Below are 20729 nucleotides of genomic sequence, written 5' to 3'. Positions count from 1 at the left end.
CAATGAAAAATTACTAGATTTTATGAGTATTATTACACTCCAGTCGGTTAAAAAAGACTTTGGCATCAAAGAAGTTTTAAAAGATGCCAGCTTTAGCCTCGATGCTACCGATAAAGTTGGTTTAATTGGTACTAATGGTTCTGGAAAATCAACGCTGTTAAAAATGATTGCTGGGTTAGAATCCATTGATAGCGGTCAAATTATCATCAACTCCGGTTCTAAAATCATCTATTTACCCCAGCAACCAGATTTAGATGAGAACCACACAGTTTTAGAGCAAGTTTTTGCTGACAGTGGCGAACATACGGTTTTGGTGCGTGAGTATGAGGAACTATCAGATAAATTAGCTCACTATCCAGATGATAGTCAACTGATGTCTCGCCTTTCTGTGGTGATGCAAAAGATGGATACAAATAATGCTTGGGAATTAGAAACAAATGCCAAAATCATCCTCACAAAATTAGGAATTTCTGACTTTGATGCCAAGATAGGCACTTTATCTGGAGGCTATCGCAAGCGGATTGCTTTAGCATCAGCCTTATTAGCAGAACCCGATGCTTTGCTGATGGATGAGCCGACAAACCATTTAGATGCGCTTTCTGTTGAATGGTTACAAAGTTATTTAAATCGCTATCGCGGCGCACTTTTTCTGATTACCCACGATCGCTACTTTCTAGATCGCGTCACCAATCGGATCGTTGAAATCGACCGAGGCGACATTTATACCTATACAGGTAACTATTCATATTACCTCGAAAAGAAAGCTTTATCTGAAGAATCTGCCGTAAGCAGTCAACGGAAACATCAAGGCTTATTGCGGCGCGAGTTGGAATGGCTGAAAAAAGGCCCGAAAGCTAGGAGTACTAAGCAAAAAGCTAGAATTGACCGCGCTCATGCTCTGCGGGATACTGAATTTAAAGAAGTTCAGGGTAAAGTTGATATTTCTACCGTTGGTCGTCGCATTGGCAAAAAAGTTATTGAATTAAATAACGTTTCTAAAGCATACAATGGACGCACTCTGATTAATAATTTCACCTACGAATTTAGTCCAGAAGACCGCATCGGCATCATCGGCGCTAATGGTGCTGGTAAATCCACTTTAATGGATATTATTACTGGACAAATTAAGCCAGATTCAGGTGTTGCAGAAATTGGAACTACAGTTCACATTGGTTATTTTGACCAGCATTCTGAAGAATTGCTCACAGCTTTAAATGAAAGTCAGCGCGTGATTGACTATATCAAAGAAGAAGGAGAATTTATCAAAATTACCGATGGAACTCAAATTACTGCTTCGCAAATGTTGGAGCGGTTTTTGTTTCCTGGTAATCAACAGTATGCCCCAATTAGTAAACTTTCTGGTGGTGAAAAACGCCGTTTATTTCTGTTGCGGGTTTTGATGGGTGCGCCCAATGTCTTGATTTTAGATGAACCGACAAATGATTTAGATGTTCAGACATTAGCGGTACTTGAGGATTATTTAGAAGATTTTGTCGGGTGTGTAATTGTAGTTTCTCACGATCGCTACTTTCTCGATCGCACCATCGACACAGTATTTTCCTTTGAGGAAGGGGGTAATCTCCGGCAATATCCAGGTAATTACTCGATTTATCTGGACTATAAAAAGGCTGAAGAGGCACAGCAACAAGCTGCCAACACTAAGGAGAAGCCCAAAAATACCGAAGTCCAAAATGGTGCGTCTTCACCCAAGGATGTAGAAAATCCAAAGCGGCGGAGGTTATCCAATTGGGAAAAGAAAGAATTTGAGCAGTTGGAAGGTAAAATTGCCCAGTTAGAGGCACAGAAGACAGAAACCGAGAAAACGCTAGGGAATGTGTCACCGGGGAATTATAGCGAAGTGCAGAAACTCTACGATCGTGTGGAAAAGCTCAAGCACGCGATCGATGTGGCGACTGAACGCTGGTTAGAATTGGCTGAGATGGAAGCTACATGATCAGGCTATTACGTTGAATAGGCGCGTCAAAGTCTTCTCAATTCATTCATATCCCCGGATAATCTGATTCTTACAGGACTTAAGCAAAAAAGTTCTGTAGCGCTAATTGATCGCCAAATCAAGGGTTAAAAACCCCTACGTCTATACGTAGTATTCTTACAAAGTTGGGCGCACGGAAACCGTGACGCACCCACTTTGCGCTTAGTTGAATTGGGGTTTAAATCCCCGACTCCAACTGTCTTTAATTTTGAAGTAATGAGTAATAAGTAATGGGTATTTACTCATTACTCATTACTCATTTAAGAATTACCGCTACGACAAATCAGGTTTTTGAGACAATTTTGCGTAAGTCCTATCTCAGGAGACACTAGGATCGTTATCGGTTTTGATCTCTTTTAATAATCGTTCGACTTGGTTAACTTTTTCACCTCTATTCTGTGCTTTGAAAATATTTAAAGCTTTTTGTAAAGAAGATAGTGCTTCATCTTTTTTATTTGTTTGCCACAATACCAGTGCAAAATTAGTTAGGGCTTCGCCATAATTAGGATTGATTTCTAGAGCTTTTTTATATTCAGTCATGGCTTCTTCCCAGCGACTTTGGCTAGCATAAACCATGCCGATCGCATTGTAAGCTAGAGCGTATTTTGACTTGAGACGAATGGCTTGTTGATAAAAGCTAATTGCTTCTTCTGCTTTCTTTTGCTGAAAAAGCACATTTCCTAGTTGAAAGTGTGCAAATGCATCATCTGGGAATTTTTTAACTAACTTGCGTAAATTTTCCTCTGCACCCGTTAAATCTCCCTGATTTAATAAAGCATTAGCTTGTTGCAACATCTGCGATCGCTCTGGCGATCCTGTGTCTGAAAATTGTGCTAGTTTTTGTGGTTGTATCTGTGCATCCTGTTCCGACGAATGCAAAGAAACTTTTTCAGAAACCGCTAACGCTAATGGTGATAAACCAATTACAGTTAAAATACCCAGCATCATACAGCTAAAAGGTTGAACAAATGCTGATTTAGGTTTGATCTTCAGCTTCATCGTCCTGAATGCCTCGATAATATTCTTACATCCATCATAAAATGTGAGCGCCTTGGGTGTGATACACCACAAGTAGGAATACACATCTGTGCATCCCTACAACGCTAATTGAACGAGGGAGTGGGGAATGAGAATTAGGGACTGGGGATTCAGACCCCAACCAAGTTTTGTTCCCGCAGCGTCTCGTAGAGAAGAAAACTCTTTCCGTGTCCCCAGTCCCCAGTCCCCAGTCCCCAGTCCCCAGTCCCCAGTCCCCAGTCCCGGAGCGCCATTCCTCCCCGACTTGCTACGCCGAAGTCGGAGAATCCTGACGCGATCCGTTGAATTATTTACGTCCCTTCCCGCAATTTATCCAACACACTTCTATCTTCTAATGTCGAAGTATCACCAGATACCTCTTGTCCAGCAGCTAGATTCCGCAATAAGCGCCGCATAATCTTACCCGATCGCGTTTTGGGTAAAGCGTCGGTAAAGCGAATTTCTCCCGGACGGGCGATCGCACCAATTTCTTTGACGACGTGCTGCTTGAGTTCTTTACTCAGTTCTTCACTTCCCTGATAATTGCCTTCTAAAGTCACAAAAGCAACTACTTCTTCACCCTTGAGTTCATCAGGTTTACCCACTACCGCCGCTTCTGCAACGGCTGGATGAGAAACTAAGGCTGATTCTACTTCCATTGTACCAAGGCGGTGTCCTGAAACATTCAGTACGTCATCCACACGACCCATTACCCAGAAATAGCCGTCTTCATCACGTCTAGCCCCATCACCAGCAAAGTAAGTATAGTTACCATTTTGGGGTGGAATGTGTTCCCAATAAGTGCGGCGGAAGCGTTCTGGATCGCCGTAGACTGTCCGCATCATTCCTGGCCAAGGATGACGCACCGCCAGATAACCGCCTTCGTTGTTTGGTACGGTGTTTCCTTCTAAATCTACGACATCTGCAATAATTCCTGGGAAGGGAAGGGTTGCGGAACCTGGTTTTGTGGGGATTGCTCCTGGTAGCGGTGTAATCATGATACCGCCAGTTTCCGTTTGCCACCAAGTATCAACAATTGGACAGCGATCGCCACCAATTATTTTCCGATACCACATCCAAGCTTCGGGGTTAATCGGTTCGCCAACGGTTCCTAGCAAACGCAACGAAGACAAGTTTCGCGCCTTGGGATGTTGTTCGCCCATCTTAATAAATGCCCGAATTGCCGTAGGTGCAGTATAAAAAATATTAACGCCGTGTTTTTCAATTACATCCCATGTACAACCAGGATTAGAAGTACGGGGCGCACCTTCATACATCACGGTTGTTGCACCGTTGGAAAGAGGGCCGTAGACAATATAGCTGTGTCCCGTAATCCAACCGACATCTGCGGTACACCAATATACATCTGTGTCTTGCAGGTCGAATATCCACTTGGTGGTGATATGGGTATACAAATTATAACCAGCAGTTGTATGCACTACACCCTTCGGTTTGCCTGTGCTACCAGAAGTGTAGAGGACAAATAGCATATCTTCGCTGTCCATCGGTTCGGCGGGACAATCGGCTGATACACCTTTTTGTAAATCATGCCACCAATGATCGCGTCCGCCCAACTGCATATCAGTTTCTTGTCCAGTGCGCTTAACAACGAGGACGTTTTCGACACTGGGAACAGCATCATCAGCTAAGGCTTTATCTACCTGTGCTTTGAGAGGAACGATCGCATCTTTGCGCCAACCACCATCAGCTGTCACTACCAATTTAGCTTTAACATCAATTAAGCGATCGCGCAAAGCTTCAGCACTAAAACCACCAAATACCACACTGTGGGGTGCGCCAATTCTCGCACAGGCTAACATGGCGATCGCAGCTTCGGGAATCATTGGCATATAAATACCAACGCGATCGCCTTTTTGGACACCCAGTTGCTTCAATACATTAGCAAACTGACAAACTTCGCGGTGGAGTTGGGCATAAGTTAGCGTACGGGAATCACCTGGTTCTCCTTCCCAAATCAATGCGGCTTTATTTTTGCGCCAAGTAGTGAGATGTCTGTCAAGGCAGTTGTAAGAAATATTCATCTTACCGCCAACGAACCACTTTGCAAAAGGTGGTTGCCAATCTAATACTGTATCCCATTTTTGAAACCATTCTAATTCTGTTGTCGCCAAATCTGCCCAAAATTGCTGCGGATCGGCTTTGGCTTTGTTATAGAGACGCTTGTAGTCGTCTAAGCTTTTGATATGGGCGTTCTGCGAGAATTCACTAGGAGGATGAAAGAGGCGATTCTCTTGGAGGATTGATTCGATATTTGGTTCAGGCATGGTTAGTTATGAGTGCGTTATTATTACTAAAAACTATTTTTAGCCCAGCTGTGCTGCACGGTGTCTAGATTTTCGTTAAGTTAGGTGGAAATTGCCGAGTTATTTAGTTTACATTCATTTTCATCTAAGAAAAATCGACTTTATCAAGCTTTTCTTGAGTTGGGCAAGGTAGTACGAACAATGTTTTTGCTCGACTATGTTTCTAATGTGTCTCTTCGGCATGATATTACAGCAATAACCAATATTGTGGAGATGTACAATGCCTTTCTTGACTGGGTATTCTTCGGTAAGCTGGGAGCGATTACTGAAAATGATCCTATTGAGCAGGAAAAGCGGCTGAAGTATCTTGATTTGGTAGCAAGCGCAGTTATTTTACAGAATACGGTTGATATGTCGTTCGCTATCCAAACGTTAATGTCACAGGGAGAATTGATTCCTATACGACACCTTGCTGCTTTGAGTCCATACATAACAAGACATATCAAAAGATACGGTGATTATGTGGTGAATTTACATAATATTCCCCAACCATTAGAAGCTACTAAACTGCTACTATAAATATTTGAAATGTAGATATAGCAACGCTTTCCAGACCATCTTGCAGGTTTTTACACGTATCTCGGCTCAATACCTACTTATGTATTTGCATAATCTTGGTAATAAGCTGTGTATCTATATCAACAGTACATGACAAATGGCCTGCTTATCCTGGTTACTTGCTGCTATGAGCGCGAGATTAAGGATTTTAGTTGTGAATTTCAAAAATGGCTTTTTACCCATGAAACATAAGCAAAAAGCGATCGCTAATTGTTTAAAAACTATGCCAAAAGGAAAAATCGCTGCGATCTCGTGTGTTCCCTTGCTGCTAGTCGAGGCAGTCTTTATACCCGCAGCGATCGCCTTGGATGGCGAAAAGCTATACCACCTATGTTCTCACTTTCCCCTTAATTCTCAATGTAAGGGTTATGAAGCTCCTATATCGTTGAGCGATCGATTGGGAAAAACAGGTGACTGTATTTTTAAGAACAACGAGGTAGAAAACCGAGGGCTTTGTAAGATTACGGTGAATGAAACAGGTATTACCATCTACCAAGAAACTGGGAAAGAACTGAAAATTATTAACGAGCAAAAGTCTACTCGTACCATACAGATTACCCCAACCAGCGTCAGTAAAATTGAGTATCGTGAAGACGAGAAAAATAACACGGGGGCACAGGTTGTCAGCACCATTCTATTTGGAATTGCTGGGTCGCTGCTTACTCCCAACAAAAAGGTGTCGGAAATTCAGATTAATTACACATCAACTACTCCCCAAGACACCAGCCAAGAACAACAAAGTGTGAACTCCTTAAGGGTAGTTGTCGGGCGAGAGACTGGTAGAGAAATGCGATCGCAGTTAGAAAAAATCACCGATCGTCAAGCAGAAACCCCACAAGCTAAACCTGAACCGACGAATTAGCTTTCAAAATCTGCGGTAGCGATGTAACTTATCAACCGATTGGAAGTTGGGTGTAGGCGATCGCTTCTGAAGCCCCAACACACTGCAAAAGAAAATTTAGTACCAACCAATACATATCTATCATGAGCAACATCAACAACGTCTTGTGGGCGCAGCAATTGGGCGGCACATTCCCCGACACTGGCTTGAGCATCGCCGCCGATACTTTAGGCAACACCTACGTCACGGGAGCCTTCAACGGTACTGCTACCTTTGGTAATACCACCCTCACCAGTACGAGTTTTGGTTATAGTGATGCCTTCCTCGCCAAATTCGACAGCAACAAAAACGTCCTGTGGGCACAGAAATTAGGCGGCACGTTAACTGATTACGGCTTGGGCATCACCGTCGATGAGGCTGGTAACAGTTACGCCACAGGATTTTTCTCAGGTACAGCCACTTTTCTTTTGGCAGCACCACCCTCACCAGCACTGGTTATGAGGATGCCTTCATTACTAAACTTGATAGCAGTGGTAACGTCCTGTGGGCGCAAAAATTGGGTAGCACGTTGTCTGACTCTGGCTACAGCATCACTACCGATGGAGCGGGCAACACTTACGTTACTGGCGTACTAAATGCAGTAAGTTCACTTGGAAATGTTAACGCTTCCACTAATGGCAGTACGAGTGATGATGCTTTCATCACCAAACTCGACAACAACGGTAACGTCTTATGGACGAAAAACTTGGGTGATGGTGTTGTACCTAGTGGTGTTTTACCTAACAGAGGCACTGGCATTACCTCTGACGGAACAGGTAACACCTATGCCACAGGATATTTCTCAGGTACAGCCACTTTTGGTAATATCACTCTCACCAGTGCGGGGAATCAAGATGCTTTTATCACTAAGCTTGACAGCAGTGGCAACTTCCTCTGGGTGCAAAAATTGGGTGGTACGTTGGCTGATGCAGGTGTTGGCATTACCTCTGACGGGGCAGGCAACATTTACGTCACGGGATATTTCTCAGGTACTACCACCTTTGGTAGCACGACTCTTACCAGTGCCGGCGATAAGGATGCCTTTGTCGCCAAGCTTAACGGCAACGGTAATGTTCTGTGGGCAAATAAGTTGGGTAGTACTGGGGTTGATAAAGGTTTAGGAATTATCACTGATGGACTGGGTAATACATACATCACAGGAGCCTTAAACGGTACTGCCACTTTTGGTAGCACCACCCTCAGCAGTACAGGTGATTCTGACGCCTTCATCGCCAAGCTTGACAGCAACGGTAATATTTTATCAGCACAGAAATTTGGTGGCACTTTAGCAGACCTGGGCACTGGAATTGCCACCGACGGAAAGGGTAATATCTACGCTACGGGAAGCTTTTCAGATACCGCGAGCTTTGGTAATAACAGCCTCACCAGTACAGGTAATTCTGATGCCTTTGTCATCAAGCTTGGGGACGAGGTAGAGCAGCCAAAAATCACCCTCGCCCTCACACCCAACAGCGTTGCTGAAGATGGTAGCGACAACCTCATTTATACCTTCACCCGTGATGGCGACACAACTAACCCCCAGATAGTCAACTTCAATATTGGCGGCAATGCTACTTACAACACTGACTACACAGTAGTTGGAACTAACACCTTTACTGGCTTTAATGGTACTGTCGCCTTTAAAGCTGGTGATACCACTGCTACTGTCACCATTAACCCAACTGCTGACACAACGTTTGAGGCTGATGAAACAGTGAGCTTAACACTGGCATCAGGAACAGGTTACACCATTGCTACATCAGAAGCAGTGACAGGTAAGATTACCAATGACGACACTCAAATTAACCTAGCAGTTAATAAGGTACTGTGGGCAAAGCAATTGGGTGGTACTGAGTTTGACGTAGGCTGGGGCATCGCCGCCGATGCTTCAGGCAACACCTATGTGATGGGAGATTTTTCAGATACCGTCACCTTTGGCAGCACCAGCCTTACCAGTGGAGCCGGGAATGATTCTTTCATCACCAAGCTTGACAGCAGTGGCAACGTCTTATGGGCACAGAAATTGGGTGGTAGCTCGTACAGGACATCTAGCGGCATTACTGTCGATAATTCAGGCAACACCTACGCCACAGGATTTTTCTCTAATACCGCCGCCTTTGGTAACATCACCCTTACCAGTGCAGGTGAGGGTGATGCCTTTATCACCAAGCTCGACAGCAGTGGCAACGTCTTGTGGGCGCAGCAATTGGGTGGCACCTCGTTTGATCTAGCTCTGGGCATTGCTGTCGATAGTTCGGGTAACTCCTACGTAACTGGCAGTTTCTCTGATACCGCTACCTTTGGTAACATCACTCTTACCAGTGCAGGTAATGAGGATGACGATGGGTTCATCACCAAGCTCGACAGCAGTGGCAACTTCCTGTGGGCGCAGCAATTAGGTGGTACATCCTATGCGTCTGGTGAAGCGATCGCCAGCGACGCAGTAGGTAATACTTATGTCACAGGATATTTCTCCGATACTGCCATTTTTGGCAACACCACCCTTACCAGTACAGGTCGGGATGATGGGTTCATCACCAAGCTTGACAGCAATGGCAACTTCCTCTGGGCGCAGAAATTGGGGGGTGGCTCTGAAGGTGAAGGCATTACAATCGATAGTTCAGGCAACACCTACGTCACGGGAAACATCTACGTCGCGGGAAATTTTGATGAAAGCATCACCAAGTTCGATAGTAGTGGCAAATTTATCTGGGCTAATAAGTTGGACGGCAATGTGTCTGAAGTTACTGGCATTACTGTCGATAGTTCAGGTAATATCTACGTCACGGGAAGTTTTTCCGATACTGCCACTTTTGGTAGCATCACCTTGATCAGTACAGGTGATAGTGATGAAGATGCCTTCATTGCCAAGCTTGACAGCAACGGCAAATTCCTATCGGCACAAAACTTTGGTAGCACATCAGATGACCGAGGCTTAGACATAACCTCGGACGGGAAGGGTAACATCTATGCCACAGGAGGCTTTGATAATACTGCGACCTTTGGTGATACCAGCCTCACCAGTGCTGGCAGTATTGATGTCTTTGTCATCAAGCTTGGGGGCGAGGTAGAGGAGCCAAAAATCACTCTCGCCCTCACACCCAACAGCGTTGCTGAAGATGGTAGCAACAACCTCATTTATACCTTCACCCGTAATGGCGACACAACCAACCCCCAGATAGTCAACTTCAACATTGGCGGCAATGCTACTTACAACACTGACTACACAATAGTCGGAACTGACACCTTTAGTGGCATCAATGGTACTGTCGCCTTTAAAGCTGGTGATACCACTGCTACTGTCACTATTAACCCAACTGCTGACACAACGTTTGAGGCTGATGAAACAGTGGGGTTAACACTGGCATCAGGAACAGGTTACACCATTGCTACATCAGAGGCGGTGACAGGTAAGATTACCAATGACGACACTCAAATTAGCCTGGCACCGGATAATACTGATAGCGTATTCAACCTCAATGGTGCTGCAACTTCCGTACAATTCCTCCTCAAGAGTGCTATTCCCGGTGTTGTCAACGAAATCGGACTGTTTACCGTAGACGATGATAAAGGCACCATCGACGGCATTGCGCCCAACGATTCCAACTACACTCAGGCGGCACTGACACGTTCTCGCAGTATCTTCTCAACTTTAGGAAATTCGCCCAAGGGCTTTGATACCAACCTCACCCGGACTCTTGACCTCGATGGTGATATTCGCTTCCGCCTATTACTAGTACAAAACGGCACCCTTGATGGTTTGCAGAATGGTACAGTACCACTGTCACAATTGCTGCTCTCCTCTCCTACTTCCTTGCAAGTTTCTGATGCAGGTAACAGCAACTTTGACCTCCGCTTTGAGGATAGTCCTGGGAGTGGTCAGTTCAACGATGCGGTAGTGCAAATGCAACTAGGAACACAAGCTAATAAACCCATAGGTATTGCCCTACAAGACCAGCAAGAAGGCGAGGTGTTGGACTTGCGTGGGCTGATAGGTACGCAGAATGCAACATTTACGGTTAACCGTGAGGCAGCATATAACAACTTTGTCGGTTTCTTTCGTGTGGCCGATGCCAAAGGCGGCATCGATACCAACAGTGACGGCATAGGGGATTTGCTACCCGGACAAGCAGGCTATGGAGAGGCGGCAGTGAAGAACCGTGTTGGCGGTATTGACCTGAGTGTGGTGAACCAGGGTAAAGCAACCTTTACGGGTCAGTTTGAGGCTGGTTCAGTATTTGCACCATTTCTTATCGTTAATGGTACACCAGAACAACTTCTTGACAGCAACCCCAATAATAACCCCGCAATTTACTTCCCGTATCTGGGTGCAAATTCGGACAAACTAGACCATGTGCGGATATTAGGCAACAATGTTTTCGGGTTTGAGGACTTGCCTAACAGCGGTGATAAAGATTTCAATGACATCATCGTTAGTGTGAAGTTCGGCTAATTGTTGACCAAAAACGCTTGTGATCAGGCATCTACGGTTTTGAGTCACAAGCGTTTCTTAATTTTTGATTTATGCTGAGGGAGATTCCACGAATTTAGTCAAACGTGTAATCGGCAATTGAAAGTCCTTCTACAAGAGCCACTACCGCCAGAAAAATACCCCCATATTCTGGGGGCGATTGATGTGGTTGATATGCCTAAAAAGACACAATCGAATAATGAGAGTTAAAAGCAAGCGCTCAAGAAATGTAAAGACGTTACATTGCAGTCTATCTAGCGGGAATGTTGCAAAATATAAGTAGTCTTGACAAATAACTCCTGAAACTATGACGCTCACCGTCGAAGCTAGCAGTCTCTCTCTCAACGATGTTCATCGCTTTCTTAAACTAGAAGAGCTTGCAATTGGTTCATTCACAGAGTTCTTAAATTTAGAACCGTTAACAGAGTTTGAACAACAAGATTTATTGCGAATTAGAAAGGACTTCCACTATTATCTTAAGTTGGGTAAAATTTCTGAAGGCTTAGTCAAGTTTTTAACAATTGCGCCACTAATGCGGTTAGCAGGATTTTACGATGTGCCGATTCGGTTGACAATGGAAGATAGCGTTGCGATCGCAGTGGAAGATGAAGACAGAAGAATTACCGGCCGGATGGATATTTTAGCAATCAACAGTCCTCAAAGTAAGATTGCGCCGCCATTTTTGGTTGTAGTGATTGAAACGAAAAATAGTGCGATCGAAGTTGGTGAGGGTTTGCCTCAATTACTCACTTATGCTTTTAAAAGTTTAGATCAACAAACATCAGTTTGGGGACTAGTTGATAAAGGTTTAAAAAAACAAGTTTATCAAGATACCTTCCGTACACCAGATTATTTCTGGTTTCACACTGTAACAATGGAACTTCAGGGATTTCATTTAGTTGATGGGAAGTATCAAGAAATCCAAGTAACCACTGATGGACGTTTGTGGAGCCAGCAGTTAGAACTTTATTTGGGAGTATATGAAGGTAAATTAAGATTCTTCACTACTGAAAATCAATTAATATTATCATCAGAGGAACTAGCTGAACAGGAACGTTTGCGTGCTGACCAGGCAGAAGAACGTGCCAAACAAGCAGAGGAAAAACTTGCTCTATTGAGGGAAGTATTACGCACACAGGGCATCGACTTAGAGAATATTTAATGACATCAGGAAATTAATTGAGTACATTTTCAAGTTAAAATCTAGTTATAAATGTGTAAAAAAAGCGTTATATTCTGAAAGTAGGGCATAGTTTGCAAGCAACAGAGATTAAGGATAAATTAAAGTCCCTTACCCTGCAAGCTTCCTCGGTAGATCATAATTTGGCGAGAAGATTAGATGAAATCAATCGTTGGGTAAAGAATATCAAGCCAGGTTCCCTGACTGCAAAACCATTTGTGATTGCATTTCTCTTAGAGGTAATTACGGATTCTACCATTTGGCTGATAATCAAATCCTTACCTTCGGAAGAAGAACAGAAAGCAAAGTTTGAGTTGATGACACCGATTGAGAGATATTGGTATGGTTATCTATTTCCTAGATGGATTAATGCAAGTGACTCCAAATTTTATATTTGGAAACAAAAATTGATGTCAGGCGAATTTAACCAGGTTGATGATGATATCATTAAATCAATAGCCCAAGATGTTGTTAGTCGAGAAGGTAGTTTTTGGCAGCGTTATATCGCCGACCTATCGATGGCAACAGACCTAATTGTTAGTAGTCGTAACAATCAACCGCTTTGCATTCAAGTTACTAGTGTCTCTGAAGAACTTAATTACCAAAAGTACCAAGCTTGGCAAAATACACTGCGATCGTGGGAAATAGAGAGAGGATTGTTCTTAAGTTACAATCCCAAGGATGCTAATTTTGTCAACCAGTTAGTCAACGTGGCCCTGTATAACAGTGATTACCTTTCTGGTGGCAAATATTTAAAATTTTCGTGAACTTTAAGGAATTTGATATTCCAGATTTGTGTTCAGCCTACATACTTACTTGCTAATTACGGCTTTTATGGCTAACAAAAGAGAAACTCACTGCAACAATCAAGTGGATACATTTGCTGAAGCTTTAGCAACAGCGCGACAAATGCAGCAAAACTGGCTAACTTACGGAGTTGATTTTGTAAATTTTTACGTTGAAGATGTAGATGGAGATTGGCTAGAAACATGGGGAAATGACGAAATTTTAGGTAATTCTCAATTAGATACTATTAAAGAATTTTTGGTAAGTAATGATAGTGTAGCGGTGAAAGTAAGAGAGCATTTAGGCGAGCGATCGCTATTTGATTTTGCAGTAAGCTTAGAAGAATCTTGGAGAATTTCTGAAACCAATGACAGATTATCTGCTGTGAGAAATCTTTTAGCTGGTGAAGGAAACAGTATTGATACAGATGATATCAGGTTATTGGATTTAGCAGATAGTCTGCTGGTAAAGTTAGCAGAGATTCTGTGAGATTTGAAATTATGTTGTAGTAAATTGCTTCCAGAGGCTATTTACATTTATTCATCACCTTGAAGCATTCATAAGAAAGTTTGAGTAATTGTTACAAACGTTAAATATTTTCTTATCAATGTTGAAGCTGTTATAACTCACGTTGAAGCATATATAAGAAATATTTAAGTGCTTATTGTAAATATTAAATATTTCCTTATCAATGTTGAGGCTGTTATAACTCACGTTGAAGCATGTATAAGAAACATTTAAACATTTCTTGCAGATATTAAATATTTTCTTATCAATGCTGAAGCTGTTGTGACTCACGTTAAAACTTTAGTTAATAACGTGTGAAAGTTTTCTCTGACAGCGTACACCCGACTTTCATCAGAGAAACTGCATTAGCCTTTATCTGTCTGGAATGTAAACATCTATTATTGTATCCATAAGTCAAGATGTCGCTAGATAAGGTAGGATATTTTGGAACCAATTACAGCTGGTGCGATCGCAACAAAACTTGTATAGCTGTAGGGTGTGTTACGGTTTCCGTAACGCACCATTTCAGGTTTTTGGTGCTTTATGCTAACGCGACAACACACTCTACATTTTTTCAACGCGCAAAGAGCATTTTTGTATCAAAAATTACTTTTATCAATATAGTTTTACTAAAAAAAGTTAAATAAATTCTTATTTTGGGAATTATAGACCTATTGAAGCTCAGGCAAGTAGGTCAAAAGCATTGATTAGTGAAACTGCAAAACTATTTTACCCCTCGGTGGAAAAATTGGTTAACGAAATTGTGGCGGTTAACCACGCTTGGAAAGTAGCTCGTAAATTATTTGGAGAAGATTCACCCCTATCTATTTCTTCACAGGATTTAAAAACCTGTTTGCAGGTGCGTTTGTTGCGAAGCTATGCACCACAACAGGTTTATTTAATTGAGGATAAAGAATCAGAAGGTGAACCACTTTATAGCTTACGTCTGCGGGAACCTATAGGAAACCGCCTGTATGCAGAACATCTCCCAATACGGGTAGCTAAAAAAGTCCTTACGGATAAAGAATTACAGCAATTTCAAAAGATATAAGCAAGATAAACAAGAGGGGTGCAGCATCGAAATGGCAAAAGTTTGGGACATTATTTGGCATAACGAACCTTTTCATTGGGCAATTGCTTTTGTGTTAGTAGTTGCAACTATTATCGAGCTTTACACATTATGGCAATATTGGCGCTCAGAGTGTGGCACAACTGAAGCCGCAATTAAATTTTTGAGTAATTTGAAAAAGGATAAAAATGTAAAGCTTTTAGATAAAGTTCGCTCCTGGTTAACAGGCCATTTAGGAACCGACGATCTAAACAGAATTAGAAGTAGTCAACAAGCGCAAAAGGATAGCAAGTTCGTACTTATAAATTATCCATCTGTTTTAGCCCGTCCAATACCTCGAAGTTCTCTGCGTTTTGTAACAACTTTGTGTACTGCTATTGGTCTTTTAGGAACCTTTTATGGTATACAACAAGGACTGCAAGGAATCAATTTATCTACAAAAGATACCAACGAACTGATGACTGCTAGTAAAGAACTACTGGTGGGAATGAAAACAGCTTTCTCTACTTCCATGATGGGGCTTGGTTCTGGTAGTGTATTCACCTTAGTTTTGTTTGTATGTGATTCGGGACGGCAGACAAGGCGTGATAGTTTACGCCATAAACTCAATGCGATCGCTACTTTGAAAACAACAGATAATAGCAATGGCGATCTAGTTGAAGCATTTATCCGTGTAGGAAATAAATTGTCAGGGTTAAACCAACCGAGTGCTGAAGCCATTGGTCAAGCTGTAGGTAGGAGTATTGCCGAACAAAATGCCAATCGTGAAGTAGCTGAAGCACTTAGTCTTGTAGCAAAAAATTTAACCGGACTAAAGCAGCTAAGTGCTGAAGCCATTGGTCAAGCTGTAGGTAAGAGTATTGCAGAACAATTTGCAGGTTTAAATCAGTTGTCAGCCCAAGCTATTGGCCTCGCCGTGCGTCAGCAGATATTTCCAGCTTTAGAAGCAATTTTCAAAGAGCAGAAACAACTCCGAGAACTCCAAGAAAATCAGGGACAGAGAGTTTTAGAAGAACTCATCAAGGATATGCGAGTTCAGGTACTTGAACCGATTGCAGATAGACTCGATAAAAGTGCAGAGTTAACACAGCAAGCTTCCACCGCAGTGCTAACACTGCATAGAGAATTGGGTGGTATATCTCAAAGTTTAGCAAGTTCCATCTTGACAATTCAGAACTTTCAAAAAGAAACTTTGGTAGAACTTCAAGTATTCGCTAACCATCTGGGATACACTCTCAATCAATTTCAGACAGAAACAAAAGGTGTTCTACAACAAACAGGACAGGAAATTAATCGAGCCGTAGTTCACAGTATCGAAGGAATGACAGCCCAGCGAAGTGCTTTTGAAGCCAGTGCAGTGCAAGCTGCTGCTACCTTCCGAGGAATTCGAGAAGAACTGCAAACAGCACTACAAGAACGCGCAGCAGTAGAAAAACAGATGCTTCAAGCTACTCGGACTGGAATTATTCAAATTCTCACCCAAGCAAATACAACCTTTCATGAGCAAACTAATACTCTAAAAACAGTGGGCGATCAAGCTTCTGGATTGATGAATGATGCGAAGGATAATCTTTTGGCTACTTTAGGAAATATCGACGCAAAACTTACAGCAACTCGTCAAACAGTAGAAGATGATCTAACCAGATTCCGGCAAGAATATCAAGCGAATTTACAAATGTTCTTTGAAGAACAAAACAGTTTACTTGAGGGGACGCTAGGCAACCAAAGGAATGGATTATCTGAGGTTGTGAACAATCTTGATAAAGTCTTCCAAGAGGAATTTGAAAGACGTAGCAAATTGACTCAACAAGTAGACGAAAGTATGACTAAAATTCAGAAATCTGTCGAAGAAATTAACAAGTTAGTTTGTGCGGCTGGATTAAACGATGCACAACGACTAATTCAACTAGAAAATCTTGCTCGTGGTATTGGTCAAGAAGTGCAAAGAGTTGACAATTCATACAAAAAATTGAATGAAAAATTTGACAATAGTCTTCAGTCTTGGCAGGGTCATCTTGAAGTTTCTATGCAAAGGACTGTTAACTTACAGGAAAGCTTTTTCAAACAAGCAGATACTTCTATGGCTAGAGTTTGTGGAGATTTACTCAAAACAGCAGAAGTGCTGGTAGCAGCAAGCAAATAATAAATACTAAATTACCAATGGAGTTATTAAAATGGCTGATTTTATCAGCGACGAATTTGTGGATGCAGAAATTCCCGATGATGATTCTAGTATCTATTTGTCTATTGCCGATATGATGTCTAGTTTACTAATGTTTTTTGCTTTGCTATTTATCACTGTACTACTCCAGCTAGCAGAAAAAGATGCACCAAAACGGGTAGTAATTGGTAATGTCGTCGGACAAATGAAAAGCAACAATATCAATGTCAAAGTTAACCCAGATAATGGGGATGTAAGTATCCAAGAATCAATTCTTTTTGCCAAGGGAAGTACCGAGCTTAAACCAGAGGGTAAAGCCTTTCTACGCCGCTTTATTCCTGTTTACAGTGGTGTGATTTTCTCTAAACCAGAATTTGATCAGGAAATTAGCCGTGTAGTTATAGAAGGTCATACTAGCTCAGAAGGAGATGACAAAACCAATCTACAACTAAGCTTATTGCGAGCATCATCAGTTTACACATACATTTTTTATGATATGAATTTCTCTACCAAAGCGCCTTTAAGCCAGAAAATATTAGCTGCTGGTCGTGGCGAAATTGAATCTGACAAAACACGTGATAACCCAAGCGATCGCAAGGTAGTTTTCCGCTTTCAGTTTCGCAGTGATGAGTTAAAGAAAGATATCGTAAAAACCTCTCTTTAAAGGAGAAATAATCTTGAATTCTCAATTTTCCATTCCTTCCCTACCTGAAACTCCCCAGTGTAGTCCTAATCAACTTATTCAGCTTGCAAGTAAGTTACCAGATGCAACAATATCAATACCAAGTGTTGATAAAGTATTAGAAGCTATTGAACAGGGTAAAGCCGATCGAGTAAGTAAGTTAGACTGGGTTTACTGCATCCATGCTAAAGCACAGTGGGATCAGCAAAATATTGACCGATCCAGGAAAACATCAGCAGCCATTTGGAAGGTAGCAATTTCTAACTCATGGCTACAACATCAGCTATTGTGGCGTATAGCTCTTTATTATGGTGATTGGCAAGAACAGGTGTTAGCACAGTCTTTAGCTGAATCTTTTGATATCTTTGCTAATTCTGACTTAGTTAATCACCTGCTAGCAGTTCAAATTATTCGGGCGCTTCGCAGTACACAAGCAGGTATAGAATTAGCAAAAATTGCTTGTGAAAAGCGTATTAATCGAACTGAATTACTAAATACGATCAAAGAAGATTTACCTATTTGGATTCCATTATTCAGCAGATTTATAGAAGAGATAACTCCCTATTTTACTACAATTCGCTCTCCAAATCAGCAGCAAGTAAGATGGGTGTTAAGTTGTTTAGATGAAATCTCAGATAGTCAGCAAATAAAAGCTGTTAACCATTTAATAACTAATATTTCCAATGATATAGCAAGCAATCATTCTTTACTGATTGATTGGTTGAGACATAACTATAGAAATGGTGAAAATTGGTATAAACTTTCAGATCCAGCAAGGCAAAAACTTCGAGAGTGGATTGGAGGTATTAATTATGGTGATTTCCAAAAGCTGGTAAATCTTATATTAAACAGGCTGGATTTACAAGACTTCGAGTCAAATCGGCTATGTAGACGCAGAGACTTTTGGGCTGATTATAGTAACCGTTTTGAAAGGCTTCGCATTTTATTACCTAAGACATCACAAATTGCCATAGGATATCAAATCCAAGGTGATCTTGATTTACTAGAAGATGATGGTAGCGATTGCACAGAAGTCTGTATATTCGATTTTGGTGAGTGGTTTGTAGCCGAATTCTTTCGTGGAAGAGGTAGTGAGACGCGCCTGTTTCCTAAAAATCCTAGAAATCAGCAAATCCTTTTTGGTGAATCAACACTTTCAGTCAAACGGATTCGCTGTCTGGGTGGCGATAAGCACGATCATGAATTTCTTTGGCAAGTATTTTCCCGCATCTGGCTTGCAAATAATGGAATTTTGCCTAATCCAGATACCCAGCCTTCCAGAAACCCGACAGCAGATCAATTGCAACAGCGAGAAAACAGGCTTGAGCGTTGGAAAAGAGAGATTGAACGTCTAGAATGGGAAGCTAGAACCTATGTGTGATATTAGAAATTTTTATAGAGACTACTGATGCACAATTAATGGTGTCTCGATTTATTTCAATATAGGAATGCTGCTTAAACAATTCAACTACAGATTGGAAGTTAGCTATAAATAGCGATTCTAATTCTAGATGCGAACTGACAGCAGCCCATTGCGATCGCACTGGCTAGATGTTAAAACTTTGGATGTATTGACTTATACGCAAATTACCCCACTCGCGCTGCGATCGCATCAATTCAACCCCCTTCAAAATGCACCACAACCACGTTAAGCTGGATTAGAGTAGCAATTTATTGCGCTTTTTAATATGCAAATCTCTGTTTTTGTAAAATTTTAATTTTTTCTGCTTGAGAAACCCGGAATGCTAGACCAAATTTTTAATTACCTCGACTTTCATTTCACCGTTGAAGCCCCCATAGTTTTGCTGATACTGGTGGTTTTAGAGGCGCTGTTATCTGCCGATAATGCCATCGCTCTCGCTGCGATCGCAAGGGGGTTGGAAGACAAGGAACTTGAGCGTAAAGCCCTCAACTTTGGTTTAGTCGTTGCTTATGTGCTGCGAATCACCCTGATTTTAACCGCCACTTGGGTGCAACAATTCTGGCAATTTGAATTATTGGGCGCTGCTTATCTGCTGTGGTTGGTATTTCAACACTTTATCTCTCAACAAAGTGAAGACGATCGCCCTCACGAGCCGCGTTTTAGTTCGTTGTTGCAAGCGATACCCGTAATTGCATTTACAGATTTGGCATTTTCTTTGGATAGCGTGACAACTGCGATCGCAGTTTCTCAAGAAAAATGGCTAGTGCTGACGGGTGCAACAATTGGGATTATTACGCTGCGATTCATGGCGGGATTGTTCATTCGTTGGCTAGACGAATATGAAAACCTAGAAGACGCAGGGTATGTAACTGTAGCGTTAGTGGGCTTGCGCCTGTTGTTGAAAGTAGTGAACGATAGTTTAGTTCCACCAGAATGGATCATGATTGCTGCCATCTTCCTGATTTTAGGCTGGGGATTTTCTAAGCGTACTAGCACAGAAGTGTCCGAATTAGAACCAGAAAAGAGCGAAGTCTCAAAATAAAAATAGCAGGGAGCAGGGGGCAGGGGAAATAACTAAATTCCTAGTCCCCAGTCCCTAGTCCCCAGTCCCCAGTCCCCAGTCCCCAGTCCCTAATGCCTTACTCGTGCAACCAAGGAGTTATGTGTGGTTGCCAATTGACTAATTCTTCATCTTTAAACCATAGGGCTATTTCATGTTTCGCGGTTTCTGGAGCATCAGAACCGTGAATCAAGTTGCGACCAATATTGATGCCGAAATCACCGCGAATCGTTCCCGGTTCGGATGTTAAGGGGTTCGTCGCACCAATAATCTTTCTAGCAGATGCAACAACACCATCACCTTCCCATACCATCGCCACCACTGGGCTAGAAGTGATAAATTCCACTAGACTAGCAAAAAATGGACGTTGCCGGTGAACACCATAGTGCTGTTCAGCCAGTTCCTTACTGACTTTCAAGAACTTTAAACCAACTAGGGTAAAACCTTTAGTTTCAAAACGACGGATAATTTCCCCCACTAATCCCCGTTGTACTCCATCTGGCTTAATTGCTAAGAATGTACGTTCCATTGCCATCTCCCAAAGCTTAATAAAGTTTTTATCTTGTCATTTGTCATTTGTCCAAGGGTTTTGCACTCTTGACCAATGCTCAATGCCCA

Annotated in this window: 17 protein-coding genes; 14 read left to right on the top strand and 3 right to left on the bottom strand. The window is 42.1% G+C overall.

Features of this window, described 5'->3' with window-relative positions; all coding sequences use genetic code 11:
* Window positions 1-22 precede the first annotated feature (22 nt).
* Window positions 23-1954 (top strand): ABC-F family ATP-binding cassette domain-containing protein, encoded by a 1932-nt coding sequence (locus tag V7K38_RS09070; RefSeq protein ID WP_334857159.1) that lies wholly within the window; start codon window positions 23-25, stop codon window positions 1952-1954.
* A 357-nt stretch (window positions 1955-2311) separates the two neighbouring features.
* On the opposite strand, the gene V7K38_RS09065 is transcribed toward V7K38_RS09070, so the two are convergent.
* Both V7K38_RS09065 and acs read right to left on the bottom strand, forming a co-directional pair.
* Window positions 2312-2992: a tetratricopeptide repeat protein gene (locus tag V7K38_RS09065; RefSeq protein ID WP_334857157.1), complete on the bottom strand. Its 681-nt coding sequence runs from the start codon at window positions 2990-2992 to the stop codon at window positions 2312-2314.
* 329 nt (window positions 2993-3321) lie between these two features.
* A complete protein-coding gene (gene acs, locus V7K38_RS09060; RefSeq protein WP_334857156.1) occupies window positions 3322-5295 on the bottom strand; it encodes an acetate--CoA ligase in 1974 nt (657 codons plus the stop codon).
* 84 nt (window positions 5296-5379) lie between these two features.
* Here acs and V7K38_RS09055 point away from each other — a divergent pair, with 84 nt between their 5' ends.
* The 13 genes from V7K38_RS09055 (at window position 5380) to V7K38_RS08995 (ending at window position 20093) form a co-directional block, all read left to right on the top strand.
* Window positions 5380-5853, top strand: a complete 474-nt coding sequence (locus tag V7K38_RS09055) for a Tn3 family transposase (RefSeq protein WP_334857155.1) — start codon at window positions 5380-5382, stop codon at window positions 5851-5853.
* A 193-nt stretch (window positions 5854-6046) separates the two neighbouring features.
* Window positions 6047-6754 (top strand): hypothetical protein, encoded by a 708-nt coding sequence (locus V7K38_RS09050; RefSeq protein WP_334857154.1) that lies wholly within the window; start codon window positions 6047-6049, stop codon window positions 6752-6754.
* 122 nt (window positions 6755-6876) lie between these two features.
* On the top strand, window positions 6877-7368 hold the full coding sequence (locus V7K38_RS09045) for an SBBP repeat-containing protein (protein WP_334857152.1): 492 nt from the start codon (window positions 6877-6879) through the stop codon (window positions 7366-7368).
* Window positions 7302-11225 carry an SBBP repeat-containing protein gene (locus V7K38_RS09040; protein ID WP_334857150.1) on the top strand — a complete coding sequence of 1308 codons (3924 nt, stop codon included), beginning with the start codon at window positions 7302-7304 and terminating at the stop codon, window positions 11223-11225. Before V7K38_RS09045 ends, V7K38_RS09040 begins: the two co-directional genes overlap by 67 nt.
* A 325-nt stretch (window positions 11226-11550) precedes the next feature.
* Entirely contained in the window at window positions 11551-12405 is an 855-nt protein-coding gene (locus tag V7K38_RS09035) for a hypothetical protein (protein ID WP_334857148.1), read from the top strand.
* Window positions 12406-12497: 92 nt separating this feature from the next.
* A complete protein-coding gene (locus tag V7K38_RS09030) occupies window positions 12498-13190 on the top strand; it encodes a hypothetical protein (RefSeq protein ID WP_334857146.1) in 693 nt (230 codons plus the stop codon).
* Between the two features lie 67 nt (window positions 13191-13257).
* Entirely contained in the window at window positions 13258-13698 is a 441-nt protein-coding gene (locus tag V7K38_RS09025) for a hypothetical protein (RefSeq protein WP_334857144.1), read from the top strand.
* Between the two features lie 721 nt (window positions 13699-14419).
* On the top strand, window positions 14420-14767 hold the full coding sequence (locus V7K38_RS09020) for a hypothetical protein (RefSeq protein ID WP_334857142.1): 348 nt from the start codon (window positions 14420-14422) through the stop codon (window positions 14765-14767).
* 31 nt (window positions 14768-14798) lie between these two features.
* A complete protein-coding gene (locus V7K38_RS09015) occupies window positions 14799-16928 on the top strand; it encodes a hypothetical protein (RefSeq protein ID WP_334857141.1) in 2130 nt (709 codons plus the stop codon).
* A gap of 31 nt (window positions 16929-16959) precedes the next feature.
* The gene (locus V7K38_RS09010) at window positions 16960-17610 is read left to right on the top strand and encodes an OmpA/MotB family protein (protein ID WP_334857139.1); all 651 of its coding nucleotides are present in this window, start codon (window positions 16960-16962) and stop codon (window positions 17608-17610) included.
* Window positions 17611-17623: 13 nt separating this feature from the next.
* The gene (locus V7K38_RS09005; RefSeq protein ID WP_334857138.1) at window positions 17624-19009 is read left to right on the top strand and encodes an EH signature domain-containing protein; all 1386 of its coding nucleotides are present in this window, start codon (window positions 17624-17626) and stop codon (window positions 19007-19009) included.
* 130 nt (window positions 19010-19139) lie between these two features.
* Window positions 19140-19280 (top strand): hypothetical protein, encoded by a 141-nt coding sequence (locus tag V7K38_RS09000; RefSeq protein WP_334857137.1) that lies wholly within the window; start codon window positions 19140-19142, stop codon window positions 19278-19280.
* 90 nt (window positions 19281-19370) lie between these two features.
* Entirely contained in the window at window positions 19371-20093 is a 723-nt protein-coding gene (locus tag V7K38_RS08995) for a TerC family protein (RefSeq protein WP_334857135.1), read from the top strand.
* A gap of 97 nt (window positions 20094-20190) precedes the next feature.
* Here the strand turns inward: V7K38_RS08995 and ndk are convergent, their stop codons facing one another.
* Complete coding sequence (ndk, locus tag V7K38_RS08990) at window positions 20191-20640, bottom strand: nucleoside-diphosphate kinase (RefSeq protein ID WP_094330425.1); 450 nt, start codon at window positions 20638-20640, stop codon at window positions 20191-20193.
* Between the last annotated feature and the right edge of the window lie 89 nt (window positions 20641-20729).

Origin of the sequence: Nostoc sp. (assembly GCF_036917465.1) — a bacterium.
Classification (GTDB): Bacteria; Cyanobacteriota; Cyanobacteriia; order Cyanobacteriales; family Nostocaceae; genus Nostoc.
The sequence above is the reverse complement of the archived record's forward strand: the minus strand, read 5'-3'. Positions and strand labels throughout refer to the sequence as shown.

Bases quoted from the DNA above. Each gene is read 5' to 3' on its own strand.
- V7K38_RS09070 (WP_334857159.1), top strand. From the start codon at position 23: ATGAGTATTATTACACTCCAGTCGGTTAAAAAAGACTTTGGCATCAAA.
- V7K38_RS09065 (WP_334857157.1), bottom strand. From the start codon at position 2,992: ATGAAGCTGAAGATCAAACCTAAATCAGCATTTGTTCAACCTTTTAGC.
- acs (WP_334857156.1), bottom strand. From the start codon at position 5,295: ATGCCTGAACCAAATATCGAATCAATCCTCCAAGAGAATCGCCTCTTT.
- V7K38_RS09045 (WP_334857152.1), top strand. From the start codon at position 6,877: ATGAGCAACATCAACAACGTCTTGTGGGCGCAGCAATTGGGCGGCACA.
- V7K38_RS09035 (WP_334857148.1), top strand. From the start codon at position 11,551: ATGACGCTCACCGTCGAAGCTAGCAGTCTCTCTCTCAACGATGTTCAT.
- V7K38_RS09025 (WP_334857144.1), top strand. From the start codon at position 13,258: ATGGCTAACAAAAGAGAAACTCACTGCAACAATCAAGTGGATACATTT.
- V7K38_RS09015 (WP_334857141.1), top strand. From the start codon at position 14,799: ATGGCAAAAGTTTGGGACATTATTTGGCATAACGAACCTTTTCATTGG.
- V7K38_RS09010 (WP_334857139.1), top strand. From the start codon at position 16,960: ATGGCTGATTTTATCAGCGACGAATTTGTGGATGCAGAAATTCCCGAT.
- V7K38_RS09000 (WP_334857137.1), top strand. From the start codon at position 19,140: ATGCGAACTGACAGCAGCCCATTGCGATCGCACTGGCTAGATGTTAAA.
- V7K38_RS08995 (WP_334857135.1), top strand. From the start codon at position 19,371: ATGCTAGACCAAATTTTTAATTACCTCGACTTTCATTTCACCGTTGAA.
- ndk (WP_094330425.1), bottom strand. From the start codon at position 20,640: ATGGAACGTACATTCTTAGCAATTAAGCCAGATGGAGTACAACGGGGA.